Source organism: Rhodococcus sp. WB9 (genome assembly GCF_007558985.1).
Lineage (GTDB): Bacteria > Actinomycetota > Actinomycetes > Mycobacteriales > Mycobacteriaceae > Rhodococcus_F > Rhodococcus_F opacus.
The window spans coordinates 4,124,512-4,141,190 of record NZ_CP041769.1 but is presented as its reverse complement, the minus strand read 5'-3'; the positions used below and the strand labels follow the sequence as shown (position 1 = coordinate 4,141,190).

The window sequence follows — 16,679 nt, the reverse complement described above, 5'->3', positions numbered from 1 at the left end:
AGCACCTGCCTCGCCGCAACCCGCGTTCGCGTCGACTAGCGTTTCTGATTCGACTGCTGAAGTTCCGACCACTCGACCGTACTACAAAATCTATGTCGGGCAAATCAGATCTTATGCGGTGTTCGGAGAGGATGCGCTGGGCCCGGCAGATCTCGATTGTGCATAGGCTCCGCCCGAATCGCCCCGAACCCGCAAGAGAGGCATTATTTTCGGTCTGATTCGACCAGGGGTCGACCGTGCATACGCCGAGGAGGAGCAATGCTCAACGTGGCTCTGCTTGTGGTTCTGCTCGTTGCGAGTCTGTGGGGCGGAGCTGCGCTCCACGGCCTGGCCGATCGAAGGGCGGAACGATGAGCGCCGGGCACACACTGCCTGCCGGGCAGTCGGAGGCACTGCGCACGGGCACGGTGCGCTGGTTCAACGCCGAACAGGGCTTCGGTTTCCTCGCTCCGGCCGACGGATCCGACGACATCTTCGTGCACGTCTCCGAAATCGCCGGAGACGGTCACCGCATTCTCGAGGAAGGGCAGCGCGTCAGCTTCACCGTCTGCCGCACCGAGACCGGCAACCAGGCGCGCGACGTCCGGGTCTCCTGAGCCCTCCGAATCGAGTCCGTCGAACCGGCAAGTCGGGACGGTTTTCGGCCCAGCTCGCACTTTCGTTCGCCGACGGGTTGAGGGTCGCGGCAGCTGGGTACGCTGCCGAGAGTCGCAGAAACCGACGACACAGACGTGGAGTGCAGATGGCCGAGGTCGACGAGGTTAGACGAATGAAAACGAGATCCGGTGTGCCCGTGGAACTTCGTGTGGCGGCGGAGTTCGAACAGTTGCCTGTGGTGCGCGCCGTCGCGGAAACTCTCGCCGTGCTGGGAGACTTCACGCTCGACGACGTGGCCGATATCAAACTTGCCGTGGACGAAGTGTGTTCGGAACTGATCGCGGCTGCGCCGGGAAGCGCCGAACTGACATGTACGTTCGCCGTCACGGAGACGGCGTTGCACGTGACGATCAGTGCACCCCTCACCCGAGGCGGAGTGCCCAACCGGGAGAGCTTCGGCTGGCACGTGCTCGAGACGTTGATGAATGCGGTTTCGGTATCGGCGGGACCCGTCGGCAACGGGTCCGTCGAACGGACCGTGGCGGTGGAACTGGTCAAATACCGGGGCACCATCTAGTGTCTCCGGTTTCGGAACGCGGCGAAGGGCACCGTCCCGGCAGAGACGACTACAAGGACGTGGCGCCCGCGGTTGCGCGCCTGCGAGCCTTGGACGCGTCGTCCGGGGACGCGTCCGTCCTGCGCGACGAAGTCATCACACGTTGCCTTCCCCTCGCCGATCACATCGCCCGCCGATTCGGTGGGCGCGGCGAGGCGCACGAGGATCTGCTGCAGGTCGCCCGGCTCGGGCTGGTCAAGGCCGTCGACCGCTTCGATCCGGACCGCGGCTTCGACTTCGTGTCCTACGCGGTGCCCACGATCATGGGGGAGGTTCGCCGGTACTTCCGTGACACCGGCTGGTCGATGCGAGTGCCCCGGCGCATGCAGGAACTCCACGCGTTGATCACCAAGGCCGTCGACGAGCTGTCGCAGGAACTGGGACGGTCGCCCTCGGCCAGTGAGATCGCCGCCGAACTCGAACTCGACGTCCGGGAAGTGTCCGAGGGCCTGCTCGCGAAGAATGCCTACCAAACCTTGTCGATGGATGCGGCCATGGGTGATGATCCCGACGACCTTCCCCTCGCCGAGACTCTCGGTGAGGAGGACCCGGAGCTCGCGAACGTGGAAAGTCACGCCGCCGTGCGGCCGGCGTTGGAGAAACTTCCGCCGCTCGAACGCCGCGTGCTGATGTTGCGGTTCTTCGGATCGATGACCCAGACGGAAATCGCCCAGCGCGTGGGCGTCTCGCAGATGCAGGTCTCGAGGATCCTGGCGCGCACCCTGTCCGGGCTGCGGGAACAGTTGGGCGGCGGCTGACCACGCGTCACCCACCCAAACCCGCGACAGTCGATTCGAGCGACGCGGCGTGGAACTCCAGATCGCTCTGCGAGCAGTCGCGGTCTTTCGGGAGCTGCTCGCGCAACTCGTCCCGGGTCACGATGACCAGGGACTGATGCTCGTCGCCCAGCTCACCCGAATCGACGATGGTGGGGGCGCCGCTCTGCAGGATCAGGGCGGGATCCGGCAGTGGCGAATCGAGAAGTGTCTGCAGGTGGGTCGCGGTCACGTGGGTGTTCATAGTGCCCGGCATACCCGGACATACCGCGTTCGAACCCCGCCGGTTGATGTGCCGCGAGTCGGGCACCCGGCAGTCGTCGTCGCACCAAGGGAGAGAAGGCTGCTGCACATCACCGCGCTCCGGCGCCTGCGCTCGTGGGCGTACAGCGATTCCGATCAGCCGGCGATGCTCGGCGACCGCATCCTGGCGGTCGCGGTGGGCGCCGGAACCGGCGTGGCCGTGAACGCGCTGCTCCTGCCTCCGCTGCATCTGCGGCGGTCGGAGCGCGCTGACCGGGTTGGGTTCGATGGCGACCGCACTGTTGTGCGACGTCGCCCGGGAGCTACGTGAATCGGGAACCGGTGGACGGGCCCGATCGTTGGGCCGAACGGTCGGCGCAGGTGGGGGTGCAACTGGACGACGCCCTGGACGCCGTGGCCTGGACGGCCGAGGAACGGCTCGGCAACTTCGAGGATGCGGTGTCCTCCCACAGCGGTCTGACCCCGGGGTTCGTCGAGGAGCGCCGGAAGCATCCTCCGGCCGTCCGCTGCAGCGCTGAGCTTACTGACCGGGGAATCTCCCGGCTCGCCGTCCGGGACGGGATCGGTGGACGAGGACGGTCCCGGGGTCGAGTAAAGTCTTCTCGACGGTAGAGACAACTGCTGCGTTCGTTCAGTGGGTGTCCTGTCGGTTACACCCGGAATTTGAGGTGTATCCGAGAATGGCCGAGACTGTGGGTGAGCACCCTGAGTCGATGTCCCCCGATCTCGACAGCGCGACGATCGCTGCCCAATTGGGCTCCTTGGCAACCGCGTTGGACGAGTTCAATCGCAATTCCGGTTCGCAGGTGGAGATGAGCCTGCTGCTTCAGCGGGTTTGCGAACAGGTGGTGGACGCGATCGCCGACGCCGACATGGCCGGGATATCGCTGCTACGCGACGGGCGGGTAGTGACCGTCGCGTACACGGACGAGGCGATCCGTGAGATCGACATCGAGAACTTCCAGGCCATCGACGGCGACTACTTCGGTGTCGCAGGAACACGGAAGGTCGTCAAGGCCCGGCTCGGGGAGGCCGCGGCGCGGTGGCCGTCGGTCGCGGACAATCTCGACCAGGCCGGTATGCGCAGCTTCCTGTCGGCGCCGCTCGCCGTCGACGAGGCCCTCGCCGGCACCCTCAACATCTACGGGCAGGGGGATCACGGGTTCAGTGAACTCGACGCCGTGGTGCTGCTCGTCTACACGACGGCGATCGAGGGTTTGCTGAGAAGCGCCCGCAGCGTGGAGCTGGCCCGGAACGAAGTCTCGGGCCTCACGAGGGCCATGAAGTCCCGCGCGGTCATCGAGCAGGCCAAGGGCATCGTGATGGCGCTGCGGGGCGTTTCCGCGGACCAGGCGTTCGAGATCCTCGTCGCGCAGTCGCAGCAGGAACACATCAAGTTGGCGGAGGTGGCGCGCCGCATCGTCGAATCGGTGACGACGAATCCCGAGTGAGGTCATGTCCTCACCCACGTATGGAGGTCGCGGTCGTACTCGATCAGACCGCCGGCTTCGAACGCGTTCAGCCAGCCCCGCATCGGCCACCGCCCCCAGCGGCGGTGGAAGGTGCGGGCGTTGGCGAGGATGTCACGCAGATGCTCGACGGGCGGATCGGACACCGGATGATGCTGGTGGAACGCGTCGGCTCCGCCCACCCATCTCAGACCGACGCCCGCGGCGCGGGCGGTCTGCGCGAAGTCGGTGTCCTCCCCGCCGTAGCCGGAGTAGTCGGTGCAGAACCCGCCGACATGCTGCCAGGTCGCGCGGCCGACCGCGAAGGACAGCGACCAGAACAGATCGAAATCGGTTCCCGCCGTCACGGACCCGTCCGGCGGCGCGGGGCGCGCGGGGTGCGGGGATCGCAGCTGGTCGAGCCCGTCGAGGTCGTATCCTCCGGGACCGGGCGGCGGAAGGTACGTCACGGGGCCACACAGCAGGGCCGACCGATTGCCCGGCTGCTCGGCCGCGGACACGTAGCGGTCCAGAAGCTCCTCGGAGGCCATGCAGTCGACGTCCAGGAAGACCAGCAGATCGGCGCCGCCGGCGAGCGCGGCCGCCGCGCCGACGTTGCGTGCGGCCGCCAGTGGCAGTGGTCCCTCGCGATGGTCCAACCAGATTCCCCGCGCATGTCCATGTTCGGAGACGGCGTCCATCGTCCGCGGGTCACCCATCGCGACGACGACGTGGTCGTCGCAGGCGCGCCGGCTCCGTCCGAGGGAACGCAGCTGCATCCGCAGGTGACGGTCGCGGTGCGCGGCGATCGTCACGACCGCGACCCTCATGTCACCGATTCCGCCCGTTTCGCAAGACTGTCGATGACTGCCGCTGCACGGGTGGCGGCGCCCGCGGTCTGCCAGCGCACCCAGCGTTCGCCGCCGAGGGCGAGTGCCCGGTCGAGGAGGGCCGGCCACCGGTTCAGCTCCGGCCACTGCGGTACCGTCACGGCGAGTCCTCCGCGGGCGAGTGCGTCCGCTGTGGCCTCCTGTTCCCCGAACGGCCGCGGCTGGGCGATGACGATCGCAGGGCGGCGCGCGGCGGCGATCTCGGCGACGGAGTTCTGGCCGGCATCGGAGACGACGACATCGGCACCGCACAGCTCCGGCCACGGGTCGTTCACCCACGGTGCCCCGGGAACCCCGAGCGCCTGCCATCGGTATCCGCGGTGACGGTGTGCACATCGACGGACGTCGACGAGCGTCGCCGCTGTGCCCCCGGCACCGCTGAGAACGAGTATCCGCGGGCGGGCCGAGTCGGGGCCGCCGGCGGGTGCGCGGCCGTCGAACCGGCTGATTCCTCCGACGAAGGTGGTTTTGTGCGCGAATTCCCGCAACCACTCCGGGTCGTACATTGCCTGCGGCCATGCGGCGACGATGTGGTCGGCCAGCCGGTAGCCGAGGTGATGGGCGGGATCTGTGCGTTCGCCGGGCATCGCGATCACCACCACGGGCACGCCCAGCAACCGAACGAACGCCGCCACCTCCACCGATACGTCGACGACGAGCAGGCTGGGGTGGGTCTCGTCGACCCACGACGCTATGCGGGACATGCGAGTCCGCAGCCCGACGTCGTGCACGGGTGCCCAGTGCAGAGCATCGTCGGCGGTGGGGTTCTCGGGGGAGGAACCACGGTCGTCGCGCGCCAGTGAGACGCTGTCGGCGAACGGGGCGCCGGGAGCGATCGGCGCCGAGGACAGCGCGGTGACGGGCGTGTCCAGAGCCGCACAGATGCTCGACGCGCGCATCCGATGCCCCGACCCGTGGTGATGGATGTAGTAGCCGATCACGACGCCTCCCGCCGCTCGCCGTCGGCGCGGACACGGTTCGCCGCGAGCCGACGGTAGATACTCACGTAGGCATCCACCATGCGGCGTTCGGAGCAGTGCGCCCGGGCGTGCGCTCGCACCGCCCCACGTGGCAGCGCGACGACCTGCGGTATCGCGTCGGCGAGAGCGTCGACGTCGTCGGGCGGGACGAGGCGACCACAGTCGGCGGACACCACCTCGGGGATACCGCCGCGCGCGAACGCGGCGACGGGTGTGCCGCAGGCGAGCGCCTCGGCCACCACCAGCCCGTAGGGTTCGTCCCACAGTGGAGTGATCACGGCCGCCGCCGCACGACCGATCGCTGTCGCCAACTCGTGCTGGGTGAGGTGCCCCAGATAGGTCACGTCGGCACCCAGCAGGGGTGCGATCGTGCTCTCGAAATAGGCAGGATCGCTGATGGGTCCGGCGAGATGGATCGCGAAGCCCGCGCGGCGCGCCGCCGCGACCGCGACGTGCGCACCCTTCTCGGGTACCAGTCGGCCGAACCAGATGAGGTCCGTGCCGCCGGCCCCTTCGGGCCAGCCGTCGACGTCGACACCGTTCGGCACGACGTCGATGCGGTCGACGGTGTGACTCCACGCTGCCGCGGTGTGCCTGCTCACGGCCACGAAGTGTGCGTCGGTGCCGGCCCGGACGGCGAGGGCCGATTCGAGCCACGGAGTGGGCGGTGTGTGCAAGGTCGACAGCACCGGTATCGGAACCGCGGGGGCCATGGCTACGGGAAGGTAATGCAGGCTGTGGTTGTGCACCACGTCGAACGACCCCGCCAGCGGCCCGGCGAGATCGAGCATCAACCGCAGGTACGCATGGTGCTCCCGCAGGAAGTCCATCGGTGGCATGGACACGTCCTGCTGGGCGGCGACACTCGTCGCCAAGGTCTCCACCGTCAGGTGCGCGCAACCGAGGCCCGGATCGGATCCTGGTCCGGCGAAGAGACTGACCCGATGCCCGTCGGCGCACAGGCTTCGCGCCAGATGCCAGACGTGCGATTCGAGGCCGCCGGGGAACGGTTGCCGGATGGGGTGCCGACTCGAGGCGATCAGGGCGATGCGGAGCGCATCGCCGTTCACGGCAGTGCACGCCACGACAGCGCTCTTTCGTACAGGTCGTGGTGTGCACGCGCGAGGAGGCGCCGCTGTGTTGCGCGCGCGTCCCACGTCGCCCGGGCCGTCTCGGACCCGTACAGGCTGCGGATGGCTCGATCGAGCGAGGTCGCGTCGAAGGATTCCTCGTCGAATCCGTAAGTGGCGCAGTCCTGTTGCTCCGAGTAGAAGCCGCACGTCGGCGCAGCCACCGCGGTGCCGAGGTCGTGGCACGCCTCGAGCCATCCGGAGTGGGTGCCGAAGCGGTACGGCAGCACCGAGATCGACAGCGACGACAGATAGTCCCACAACTGGTCGTCGGAGAAATACGGGTGGACACGCACCTCGACGCAGTCGGCGTCTCGGTACTGCAGTAGTCGCGTCGCCGCGTCCGGCGCGTACCAGTAATTCCCCGGTTCGAAGATCTCGTCATGGACGTCGATCTGCAGACGCGCTCCAGGTAGCCCGGAGACAGTCCGGGCCAGGGTGTCCAGTACCGGGAACGGATCCATGTTCGCGCGAAGGCTCTTGACGTGGACGCCGACCACGAAGGCGTCCGAGTCCGGGCGGGGACGCTCGATCAGAGGCCGCTCCACGACGTGCGGGTGGCCGAGAACGGTCGCGATGCGGGCCCAGTTCGCGTCGACAACCGCGGCCGCGCCGTCGGTGAGGGTGACCAGTTCGGTGGCGGCAGGCACCAGTACGTCCAGGATCTCGAGGTGCGGCTCGGGGTCCGGGTGGTGCGGATTGCGGAGGTCGTGCACCGTGTACACCAGCGGCTTTCCGCGGACGGACAGTTCGTGGACGATGTCTTTCATCTCGGCCGGATCGATGGCGTCGAACCCGAAATGAATATGGAACACGTCGAAGTCGCGATGGTGGCGGCTGATCCATCCCGGATCCAGCATGAGCGGTGGCCACCATCCGCCGGGGACCTTGCGACCGTCCGCCGGGACCGGATCGGGAAGACGCACGACGTCGCCGCCTCCGTCCGGGTCGGCCAGATGACGAACGTAGACGTGTGACTCCGGGACGGAGGCAACGCGAATCATGGGTACTCCTTCGGCCTCTGCCGAGATACGACGGGGGTAGTGCGACTGATCAGGCGCCGGCGACCGGAGACAGCGCGCCGAGGAACGACTGCGCCCAGCGGTGCACGTCATGGTCGAGCACCTGGCGGTGCAGCCGCGACATGCGGCGCCGTCCCTGCTCCCGCTCCGGGTCGAGGGCGGCCATGATCGTGTTCTTCACTCCGTCGAGGTCGTGCGGGTTCACCAGGTAGGCGCCCCGGAGTTCGGCGGCGGCACCGGCGAACTCGCTGAGCACCAGCGCCCCACCCAGATCCGCTCGGCAGGCGACGTACTCCTTCGCGACGAGGTTCATCCCGTCACGCATCGGGGTGACCAGCATGACGTCGGCGGCCAGGAACAGCGCGATCAGCTCGCTGCGATCGACCGGCTGATAGAGGTAGTGCACGACCGGCCGGCCGATCTGACCGTGATCACCGTTGATGTGGCTGACCTGCTCCTCGATGGAACTGCGCATCTTCATGTAGTGCTCGACGCGTTCACGGCTCGGGGTGGCGAGTTGCACCATCACGGTGTCGGACGGATCGAGTCGGCCCTCGTCGAGCAGTTCACCGAGCGCCGAGAGCCGCAGGTCGATGCCCTTCGTGTAGTCGAGTCGGTCGACTCCGAGGAGGATCTTGCGGGGGTTCCCGAGCTCGCGGCGAATCTCGGCGGCCCGTTCGACGATGGCGGGATCGGTGGCCTGTTCGACCAGTTGCCGCGAGTCGACGGAAATGGGGAACGCTCCGACCTGCACGACCCGGTCGTCGAGTGTCACCCGGCCGAGTGCGCTGCGCACGCCGACGCCTGCGGTGGTGGTGTCGAGTCCCAGCAGCCTGCGCGCCAGGAACAGGAAATTGTTGGCGCCGCCGGGCAGGTGGAAGCCGATGAGATCGGCGCCGAGCAGCCCCTCCACGATCTCCTTGCGCCACGGCAACTGCATGAACAGTTCGACGGGCGGGAAGGGGATGTGGAGGAAGAACCCGATGGTCAGGTCGGGGCGCAGCTCCCGCAGCAGACGGGGCACCAGCTGCAGCTGGTAGTCCTGCACCCACACCGTTGCGCCCTCGGCGGCGGTGCGCGCGGTCTCCTCGGCGAAGTGGCGATTCACGTCCAGGTACGAGTGCCACCAGTCCCGGTCGAAGACCGGCGCCACCAGCACGTCGTGGTACAGCGGCCACAGCGTCGCGTTCGAGAATCCTTCGTAGTACAGCGAGACCTCGGCCGAGCTCAGCTCCACCGGGTACAGGTCGATCCCGCCGGAGACGATCGGTTCGACCTTCGTGTCGGGCACACCGGGCCAGCCCACCCAGGAACCGCGTTCCCGGTCGTGAAGGATCGGTTCCAGGGCTGTGACGAGGCCTCCCGGGCTCCGCTTCCAGCGTGTCGTCCCGTCGTCGAGTGTCTCCATGTCCACGGGCAGTCGGTTGGCGACCACCACGAAGTCGGACGTGCCGTGCGGAGCAGTGTCTTTCACGCCGAGCGCCCACCCTGGTGAATTGCCTCGGTGACCAGCCGGAAGGCGTCCTCGAGGTCGGCGCAGAAGGGGATCTGTGCTGCCATGTGCATTGCCGTCAACGGCCTGCGGAGAGCGGTGTTGCCGGTCACCGCCCACGGCACGGCGAGCCTGCGGGCGCGACCGGCCATGATGTCGAGTATCGGTAGGGCAGACGCGCAGAAAAACTGCACATCCGTCAGGTCGAGCACGAACGGAAGTCGTTCGTTGATCGCCTCGTCGAGGTGGTTCCCGAAGGTGTGGAGGGTGGTGACGTCGATGTCACCGGATATCCGGACGACGAGGATTCCGTCGGCACCGGGCGCACTGACGACGGAGAGCCGCCCGTGCTCGGGCTCGACGGCCCAGCTGAACAGCGTCGAATTGTCGGCAGGGTCGTAGCGTGTCGGCAGCGCACTGAGAACAGATTTCATGTCGTTTCCTCACGATCGAGCGACGTAGGAGACAGGCACGAAATAAGGCGCGTGAACCGTGCCCGTCCATTGCGGCTGGGGGCTCAACCGTGCAGGACTCTGACGTTACCCCATGGTGTCAATAACGGGGACGCGGTTCTCACCCCACCATCACCGCCGATGTCGCGCCGTTCGTATTTTCGGTTGTCCCACTGCACTTCTCGACGGCGCGTCCGGCGGCACAGTGGGAGCCCGGCGTAGCTTCTCCGCGGAGTGGGTAACCGGTACGGATGGAAATCATCGCCATCGTGATCCTTGTCGGCGTCGTGACGTTCGTGATCGCGCGCCGCCGTGCGCAGAGTCGGAAGCAGAACTGATGCGGAACAGTCCTACGGGCGACGCCGCTTCTTGTGCGAACTGTCGCAGAAGGGAGCGATGCTCGTCCGCCCACACCGGCACAGCGCCACGGTGGCCCGATCGCCGCCGAGCGGGTTACCGTCGGTGTCGAGGATCCGCGCAGCACCCCGCACCAGGAGTGGACCATCAGGGCAGACGGTGATCGTGACGTCGGACTCGTCGGCCCCGGCAGATTCGTCGGCCCCGGGAATGGGAATGGAGTTCATATGACTACTTTGCACTCTCGGTCGATGTCGGAGACGGTGGCGCAATCGGGAACGTCGATGCCCTTCCCGAAGCCGCGCGGTCCCGTCAGCGATCTCCTGTTCTCCATTCTGCGCGCCGACGGCGCCGATGCCGAACCGTTCGTGGCGGCGGCACGCTCCCTCGCCTCGTCGGCGCGCGACAGTCCCCGGGCGTTCCTCGTCGACGAGGACGCGCAGATCTGCCTGACCGCGCTCTACGAACTGCACCTGCAGGGGATCACCGGTGTCGGTGACGAGTGGGAGTGGAACAGCGACCTGATCGCCGCCCGATCGGCGCTCGAGGTCCCGTTCGACGCCGCGATCCGTGACGTCGCCGACGCGCCGACCGGCGCCGACGACGTGGTGACAGCGCTGTGGGCGATGACCGCCCCCAGCACGGCGCCGGGGCTGTCCGGTCACATGGCCCACGACGCGGATCTCACCCAGTTCCGGGAGCTGCTGATCCACCGTTCGCTGAACCAGTTGCGTGAGGCCGACGTGCACACGCTCGGCATTCCGCGGCTCGCGGGTGCACCGAAGGCGGCGCTGGTGGAGGTGCAGTCCGACGAATACGGCGGCGGCAGGCCCGAGAGGATGCACTCGGCGCTGTTCGCCACCACGATGCGCGAGCTCGGGCTGTCCGGCGACTACGCGCACTACATCGACGCGGTGCCCGCAGTGACGCTGGCGTCCCTCAACGCGCTGTCCCTGTTCGGCCTGCACCGCGGCCGTCTCGGGGCCCTGGTGGGGCACCTGTGCGCGGTGGAGACCACGTCCGCACTGCCGAGCAAGAAGTACGCCGCCGGACTGCGCCGCCTCGGATTCGGGAAGGCGGCCACCCTGTTCTTCGACGAGCACGTGGAGGCCGACTCCGTGCACGAACAGATCGTCTGCCGCGACCTCGCCGGCGGGCTGGTCGCGGCACGGCCCGCAGTAGCCGACGACATCCTGCTGGGGGCCGCGGCCTGTCTGGCCTTCGACGACCTCGTCGGCGATCACGTCACCCGGTGCTGGGAGGAGAACCGCACGTCCCTGCGGCAGCCGCCCGGTTAGGGTCAGGTGCCGGACGCGGCGACCGCGTGCTCGAGGTCGCTGAGCGACGTCTCCAGGTGTGTGATGATCCGCTGAAGATGGGGGACGGCGTGCCGATCGCCTACGACGCCGACGTCGAGCTGACCGGACCGGCTGGTGAGGGTGATGCTGAGCGCCTGACCCCCGAGGACCGTCGGCGCCGGATAGACCGCGTCGAGGCGGGCGCCGTTCCAGTACCGCGGCCTCGACGGGCCCGGCATGTACGAGATCATCACGTTGAACGGCGGGGGAGTGTCGTCGACGAACCGGCGGACCGGCTCGAGCAGGATCGGGCTGATCGCCAGCGCGCTCATCAGCTGGAACTGGGTGTGGCTCAGCGCGCCGAACACACGGTTGGTGTGCTCGACCGATTCGCTGATCCGAGCCAGGCGCGCCGCCGGATCCGCTTCGTCGGTGGCGAGGCCGACGACCATCGCGCCGACGCCGTGATCGCGGCCGCGCGGACCGATCATCGTGCCGCCGAGGTCGAGGGGCACGGGCAGCATCGCCGTCAGCGGCGCGTCCGGCAGCGCGTACTGCTCGAGGAGATACTGGCGCAGCGCCCCCGAACACATCGCGAGCACCACCGCGTTGATCGTGGTGCGGGCCGCGGTGGCCACCGACACCAGGCGCCGGATCGGCCACGACCGTGCCGCCAGTTTCCGGGCCCGGCCGACCGGAACGTTGAGCATCGTGGGCGGTGACTGCAGAGGAAGGGTCAGATGTTGCTCGCGGACGCCGTCGTACGCGACCTTCGCGAGCGCAGGCAACACCCCGACGATGCTGGTGGCGGCCCGCACGCCGGCCCGGACCATGGCCACCGGCAGCACGGATTCCCGCCGCGGCGTGCCGGCGACCCCGGGCGTCCACGGTGCGGGGCAGTCGCGGGCGTCGGGGTCGGTCGACAGGGCGTGATGGAGAAGTCGCAGCCCGGCCGGTCCGTCCATCAGCGACAGGTGAATCTTCGAGAACACGGCCGTCCGTCCGTCGGCGAGCCCCTCGATGACGTGCATCTCCCACATCGGGTGCTGCGGGTCGAGCGGCATGCCGTGCATCTGGGACACCAGCGACAGCAGATCCTCCATGCGGCCCCGGCCCGGGACCGCCGTGTGCCGGACGTGGTAGCCGAGATCGATGCGGTCGTCGAACGACCACCAGGGATAACTGGCGCCCCGGAGCGGGCGTACGGCGCGCCGGCGGAACGTGTCCGACGCGCCCTCGTGCGAGATCAACGCCTCGAACATGGCCCGGGCATGATCGGGCCCCGACTCGCGCGGCGGTTCGAACAGTTCGAGCGCACCCACGTGCATGGGATGCGACGGCGTCTCGAACAGCACGAACATCGCCTCGGTGGGACTCATCACCGACATTCAGCGCCTCTTTCTCCATGCTCGGGACACGGCCCGAGCATGCCCCGGCGCATCCCACGTCTCCAGGGTAAGCAGAACATGGAAACTTCTTCCGCAAGGCCGTTTTCGTGCCCCGCCTGCTCAGCCGCGGTCGAGCTGCGGAAACACCGTCTCGCGGGCGAGAAGCAGCACAGCGGCGGCGACGGGTATCGCGAGCAGCGCCCCGACGATCCCCAGCAGTGCGCCGCCGATGAGGACGGCGACGACGGTGACCATCGGGGGCACCTTGACGGTTCGGCCGATGATGCGGGGTACGAGAAGGTAGTCCTCGAACAGGCGGAGGGCGATGAAGAAGACGATGGTGGCCAGTGACACCGGCAGGGACACGGTGAGGGCGACCAGCGCCACCACGACACCGGCGAGGGTGGATCCGACCACCGGAATCAGATCCAGCACGGCGACAAGGACGGCCAGCAGCAACGGGTAGGGGACGTCGAAGGCGACCAGCCACACGAACGTGAGAACGGCGGTGATCAACGAGATCAGGAGGTTCCCGAGCACGTATCCGCCGACCTTCGCGAAGATTTCGTCGCCGATCAGAATCGTGCGTGGACGCCGCGAGTTCGGGGCCAGGCGGTAGATCGACGACCGGATGTGCGCGAAGTCGGCCAGGAAATAGGCGGTGAGCACGACCACGATCACGGTGCCGCTGATGGCGCTGAACACGAACTTGCCCGCACCCACGATCCCGCCGACGACGATCGGTACGTTGCCCGCATCGAGTGCCCGGCGCAGTTCGTCCTGCAGGTGGAAGCGGGTGCTGAGTTCCCCCAGCACCGGGTAGTTCTGCTCGAGGTGCCCCAGGTAGTCCGGGGCGTTGTGCACGAGGGCGCCGCCCTGCGTCACCATCGGCGGGATCGCCGCGGCCAAAAACCCGGCCAGCACGGCGAAAGAGAGGACGAAAACCGTTGCAACCGCGGCCCATCGGGGAAATCCGTGCCGCACCAACCAGGACACGGCGGGTTCGAGGCCGATCGCGAGGAATGCGGCGACGGCGATCAGGACCAGCACCCCGCGGGCCGCGAGAACGACCTCGATCAGGGCGTACGTGACGGCGACACCGGCGGCTCCGGCCATCCCGATGAAGAACGGGGACCGGCGATCGAACCGCGGTCCGGGCTTCCCGAGCGGATGCGCCGCGGTGCTGATGCGCGCCGCGCCCTCCTCCGCGGCGATGATCGGCTGCTCCTGCGCGGGGGAATGCGGTTGGGCCACGCTGTCGTCGTGGCCCCCGCCGGCCGTGGTCACGGCCGGCGGACGACTCTGTCCCGCCGTCCGCTGCCGGTAGCGTCCCGCCCGATGCGAGGACACCGATCCGCGGCGGTCGACGTGCCGGGACCGGTTGTCGGCGCAACCGGCGATGCGGGTGTCGAGCGGCAGTAGTCGTCGATCAACTCCACCGCGTGTTCCGCGCACACGGCGGGTGACGGCATCCGCCCGATACCGAGGCCGGCGATCACGATGACGCTGCGGCGGCCCAATCCTTCGACGCCGAGCGACCAGCCGAAGGTCCGGTTCCACGCCAGCACCGCGTTGCGTCCCGGCAGATAGTGCAACCGGAGCGGCAGAACGAGGACGACTTCGATGCTGTCGCTGTCCCACCAGTCGATGGAGTCGGCGTGAACGCTCCTGGCCACCGTGTGGATGTAGTCCCGAACGGTGCGGGTGTCGGCAATGCCTGTTCCGCTCTTCATCGTCCACCGCCTCAGCTGTTTGACGATCGACATACCCGGCCCCGCGACAGTTGAAACTTCACCCACCGAGGTGTGCGTGCTCGAGGGGCGCGACGCGCCCGTCTCCGGGTAGCCTCGCCGCATGCCTTACGTGGAGCGCTCGGGAGATGTGTTCGTCCTGTACTTCGGTGAGGAGGGGGAACCGGACAGCGAGAACGCCTTCCACCCGGATTGGATCGACGAGGTCGAGGGCCTCCTCGATCAGGTAGAGCAACACGACGGTCCCGCCGCACTGGTGACGACAGGGCTCGGAAAGTTCTACTCCACCGGTCTCGACACCGCCTGGGTCGTCGCCAACACCGACAAGCTGAACTCCTACATCGACCGTGTGCAGGCCCTGTTCGCGCGGATCCTCACCTTCCCCCTGCCGACCGTGGCCGCGCTGACCGGGCACACCTTCGGCGGCGGCGCCATCCTCGCGGCGGCCCACGATCACCGGGTGATGCGTGAGGACCGCGGCTACTTCTGCTTGCCGGGCATCACCATCGGGGCGAGTTACGCACCGGGCAGCATCGCGCTGCTCGCGGCCCGGCTGCCCGCGCGGGCCGTGCACACCGCCCTGGTGACCGGCCGTCGGTACGGTGGCGTCGCCGCGAGCGAACTCGGGTTCGTCGACGAGGTCGCCCCCGAGCAGCACGTGCTCACCAGGGCCGTCGAACATGCGCAGGGGCTCGTCGCGACCCGCGGACGCACACTCGGTGAGATCAAGTCCTCCCTCTACGCGGACGCCGTCGCCTCGCTCCGCACCCCGGTGGCGAACCTCGAGTCGCAGGAGGCGCTGAACGGCGACTGACGAGTCACGGGCACACCGAGGGGTGTCTGCCGTGAAAACGGGTACTACTTCCGCGAGGAGCGGGGCGTCGGGCATCCGTTCTCACCGTCATCCGGAGGCGACCACCATGAAACGCGTTCTGACACTTGTCCTGCCGATCCTGCTGGCCGTCTTCGCGCTGGCCGCGTGCGGAAGCGACGGTGACGACTCGTCCGGTTCGGCGGAAACGGCGTACGGCGGGGACCATCCCATGTCCGGCATGCCGTCGATGTCCATGTCGATGCCGATGTCGATGCCTGCGGGGGCTCAGCGGGAGATCGTGATCTCCGATTTCACGTACACCCTGCCCGGCACGTTCGCGCCGGGAGAAGAGGTCACCATCCGCAACGACGACACCGCCGAACACACCGTGACGGCGGACACCGGCGACCTGTTCGACGTGGAGGTCGAACCGGGTGCGACCGCGACGTTCACCGTCCCCGTTCAGCCGGGCACGTTCGCGTTCCACTGCACCTATCACCCGAACATGGTGGGCACGCTCGAGGTTCGGTGACCGCGTCAGTCGAGCGGCTCGATACGGAAGACCTCGCACCGGTCCGCGGCGGCCGCGAACGCCTCCGGGGAGGAGTTCGCGACCGTCCCGGCCTCGAGGAACATGGTGACCCCGTGCGGCACCCGGGTCGGGAACTCGCGGAGGATCCGGCCCCGCTCCGACACCGGCAGCGCGACCAGTCGGACACGCTCGCGTCGCCGCCCCCGGGTCAGCTCACCACGCCCGGCGGCCCGGGCGTTCTTCGCCCAGTCCGATTCGGCGTATCCCGCGACGACGTAGCGCCGGCCGTCCACCTCGTACGGTGAGACGGGCGTCGACCGCAGCACGCCCGTCTTCCGGCCGGGGACGGTGAGCGCGGGCATCGGCATCGGAACGCCCAAGCGATGCAGACCCACGATCACCCTGTTGACGTGGGCGAGATACCAGGGCGGCAGCACTCTTCCGGTCCGGCGCACCATGTCCTCGACTATGCCGAACCCGGCGCTCTCGTGGCAACCACCTCGATCTCCACGCGCGCATCCCGATGCGGGAGTGCGCGCACGGCGATGCAGGATCGGGCGGGTTTGATGCCGGCGAAGGTTTCGGCGTAGACGGCATTGACGGCGGCGACATCCTCCATCGACGTGAGGAAGATCGTCGCTTTGACGACGTGCTCGAGGGAGCTGCCTGCCGCCGCGAGCACTGCGGCCACATTGGCGAAGACCTGACGCGTCTGGGCCCGGGGATCGTCCTTTCCGACGAGCACGCCCGATTCGGCGATCAGGGGCAGTTGCCCACTGCAGAACACCAGGTCGCCGACCTGGATTCCCTGGTTGTAGAGATGCGCCGCGGACGGCGCGTGGGTGGTGGCGATGGCGGTGGTCACGTGCATC

The 16,679-nt window shown here is 68.1% G+C and carries 21 protein-coding genes; 8 read left to right on the top strand and 13 right to left on the bottom strand.

The window, feature by feature from the left end; all coding sequences use genetic code 11:
- The first annotated feature begins 350 nt into the window (after nucleotides 1–350).
- The 3 genes from FND50_RS19205 to FND50_RS19195 all read left to right on the top strand — a co-directional run bounded on the left by FND50_RS19205 (nucleotide 351) and on the right by FND50_RS19195 (nucleotide 1,971).
- Nucleotides 351–596, top strand: a complete 246-nt coding sequence (locus tag FND50_RS19205) for a cold-shock protein (RefSeq protein WP_144286740.1) — start codon at nucleotides 351–353, stop codon at nucleotides 594–596.
- Nucleotides 597–742: 146 nt separating this feature from the next.
- The gene (locus FND50_RS19200) at nucleotides 743–1,174 is read left to right on the top strand and encodes an ATP-binding protein (protein ID WP_144286739.1); all 432 of its coding nucleotides are present in this window, start codon (nucleotides 743–745) and stop codon (nucleotides 1,172–1,174) included.
- Entirely contained in the window at nucleotides 1,174–1,971 is a 798-nt protein-coding gene (locus FND50_RS19195; protein WP_005570755.1) for a SigB/SigF/SigG family RNA polymerase sigma factor, read from the top strand. The genes FND50_RS19200 and FND50_RS19195 overlap by 1 nt, the downstream gene beginning before the upstream one ends.
- A 7-nt stretch (nucleotides 1,972–1,978) precedes the next feature.
- Here the strand turns inward: FND50_RS19195 and FND50_RS19190 are convergent, their stop codons facing one another.
- On the bottom strand, nucleotides 1,979–2,233 hold the full coding sequence (locus FND50_RS19190; RefSeq protein WP_007298937.1) for a hypothetical protein: 255 nt from the start codon (nucleotides 2,231–2,233) through the stop codon (nucleotides 1,979–1,981).
- 326 nt (nucleotides 2,234–2,559) lie between these two features.
- Here FND50_RS19190 and FND50_RS36845 point away from each other — a divergent pair, with 326 nt between their 5' ends.
- A complete protein-coding gene (locus tag FND50_RS36845; RefSeq protein WP_260850501.1) occupies nucleotides 2,560–2,865 on the top strand; it encodes a hypothetical protein in 306 nt (101 codons plus the stop codon).
- Nucleotides 2,866–2,933: 68 nt separating this feature from the next.
- Nucleotides 2,934–3,704, top strand: coding sequence for a GAF and ANTAR domain-containing protein (locus tag FND50_RS19180; protein WP_005257216.1), 771 nt, complete (start codon nucleotides 2,934–2,936; stop codon nucleotides 3,702–3,704).
- Between the two features lie 2 nt (nucleotides 3,705–3,706).
- Here the strand turns inward: FND50_RS19180 and FND50_RS19175 are convergent, their stop codons facing one another.
- The 7 genes from FND50_RS19175 to FND50_RS19145 form a co-directional block, all read right to left on the bottom strand.
- Nucleotides 3,707–4,531, bottom strand: coding sequence for a glycosyltransferase family 2 protein (locus FND50_RS19175; protein WP_144286738.1), 825 nt, complete (start codon nucleotides 4,529–4,531; stop codon nucleotides 3,707–3,709).
- Nucleotides 4,528–5,532, bottom strand: a complete 1,005-nt coding sequence (locus FND50_RS19170; RefSeq protein ID WP_144286737.1) for a glycosyltransferase — start codon at nucleotides 5,530–5,532, stop codon at nucleotides 4,528–4,530. Before FND50_RS19170 ends, FND50_RS19175 begins: the two co-directional genes overlap by 4 nt.
- Entirely contained in the window at nucleotides 5,529–6,656 is a 1,128-nt protein-coding gene (locus tag FND50_RS19165) for a glycosyltransferase (protein WP_144286736.1), read from the bottom strand. The genes FND50_RS19170 and FND50_RS19165 overlap by 4 nt, the downstream gene beginning before the upstream one ends.
- The gene (locus FND50_RS19160) at nucleotides 6,638–7,705 is read right to left on the bottom strand and encodes a glycosyltransferase family 4 protein (RefSeq protein WP_144286735.1); all 1,068 of its coding nucleotides are present in this window, start codon (nucleotides 7,703–7,705) and stop codon (nucleotides 6,638–6,640) included. Before FND50_RS19160 ends, FND50_RS19165 begins: the two co-directional genes overlap by 19 nt.
- A gap of 49 nt (nucleotides 7,706–7,754) precedes the next feature.
- Nucleotides 7,755–9,197, bottom strand: a complete 1,443-nt coding sequence (locus FND50_RS19155; RefSeq protein WP_144286734.1) for a trehalose-6-phosphate synthase — start codon at nucleotides 9,195–9,197, stop codon at nucleotides 7,755–7,757.
- Nucleotides 9,194–9,649 carry an STAS domain-containing protein gene (locus FND50_RS19150; RefSeq protein ID WP_144286733.1) on the bottom strand — a complete coding sequence of 152 codons (456 nt, stop codon included), beginning with the start codon at nucleotides 9,647–9,649 and terminating at the stop codon, nucleotides 9,194–9,196. The genes FND50_RS19155 and FND50_RS19150 overlap by 4 nt, the downstream gene beginning before the upstream one ends.
- A gap of 368 nt (nucleotides 9,650–10,017) precedes the next feature.
- The gene (locus tag FND50_RS19145) at nucleotides 10,018–10,251 is read right to left on the bottom strand and encodes a CDGSH iron-sulfur domain-containing protein (RefSeq protein WP_007298928.1); all 234 of its coding nucleotides are present in this window, start codon (nucleotides 10,249–10,251) and stop codon (nucleotides 10,018–10,020) included.
- Between the two features lie 24 nt (nucleotides 10,252–10,275).
- Here FND50_RS19145 and FND50_RS19140 point away from each other — a divergent pair, with 24 nt between their 5' ends.
- The gene (locus tag FND50_RS19140) at nucleotides 10,276–11,322 is read left to right on the top strand and encodes an iron-containing redox enzyme family protein (protein WP_144289107.1); all 1,047 of its coding nucleotides are present in this window, start codon (nucleotides 10,276–10,278) and stop codon (nucleotides 11,320–11,322) included.
- A gap of 2 nt (nucleotides 11,323–11,324) precedes the next feature.
- On the opposite strand, the gene FND50_RS19135 is transcribed toward FND50_RS19140, so the two are convergent.
- From FND50_RS19135 to FND50_RS19125, 3 genes are all read right to left on the bottom strand, one after another.
- On the bottom strand, nucleotides 11,325–12,710 hold the full coding sequence (locus FND50_RS19135; protein WP_120661151.1) for a wax ester/triacylglycerol synthase family O-acyltransferase: 1,386 nt from the start codon (nucleotides 12,708–12,710) through the stop codon (nucleotides 11,325–11,327).
- A 120-nt stretch (nucleotides 12,711–12,830) separates the two neighbouring features.
- Nucleotides 12,831–13,997 (bottom strand): AI-2E family transporter, encoded by a 1,167-nt coding sequence (locus tag FND50_RS19130; protein ID WP_144286732.1) that lies wholly within the window; start codon nucleotides 13,995–13,997, stop codon nucleotides 12,831–12,833.
- On the bottom strand, nucleotides 13,994–14,443 hold the full coding sequence (locus FND50_RS19125) for a DUF6292 family protein (protein WP_007298924.1): 450 nt from the start codon (nucleotides 14,441–14,443) through the stop codon (nucleotides 13,994–13,996). The genes FND50_RS19130 and FND50_RS19125 overlap by 4 nt, the downstream gene beginning before the upstream one ends.
- A gap of 121 nt (nucleotides 14,444–14,564) precedes the next feature.
- Here FND50_RS19125 and FND50_RS19120 point away from each other — a divergent pair, with 121 nt between their 5' ends.
- Nucleotides 14,565–15,275 (top strand): enoyl-CoA hydratase/isomerase family protein, encoded by a 711-nt coding sequence (locus FND50_RS19120; RefSeq protein ID WP_144286731.1) that lies wholly within the window; start codon nucleotides 14,565–14,567, stop codon nucleotides 15,273–15,275.
- A gap of 106 nt (nucleotides 15,276–15,381) precedes the next feature.
- Nucleotides 15,382–15,807 carry a cupredoxin domain-containing protein gene (locus FND50_RS19115; protein WP_144286730.1) on the top strand — a complete coding sequence of 142 codons (426 nt, stop codon included), beginning with the start codon at nucleotides 15,382–15,384 and terminating at the stop codon, nucleotides 15,805–15,807.
- Between the two features lie 5 nt (nucleotides 15,808–15,812).
- Here FND50_RS19115 and FND50_RS19110 read toward each other — a convergent pair whose 3' ends face one another.
- On the bottom strand, nucleotides 15,813–16,265 hold the full coding sequence (locus tag FND50_RS19110; RefSeq protein ID WP_005246218.1) for a nitroreductase/quinone reductase family protein: 453 nt from the start codon (nucleotides 16,263–16,265) through the stop codon (nucleotides 15,813–15,815).
- Nucleotides 16,266–16,273: 8 nt separating this feature from the next.
- On the bottom strand, nucleotides 16,274–16,678 hold the full coding sequence (locus FND50_RS19105) for a Rid family detoxifying hydrolase (protein ID WP_144286729.1): 405 nt from the start codon (nucleotides 16,676–16,678) through the stop codon (nucleotides 16,274–16,276).
- Nucleotide 16,679 lies beyond the last annotated feature (1 nt).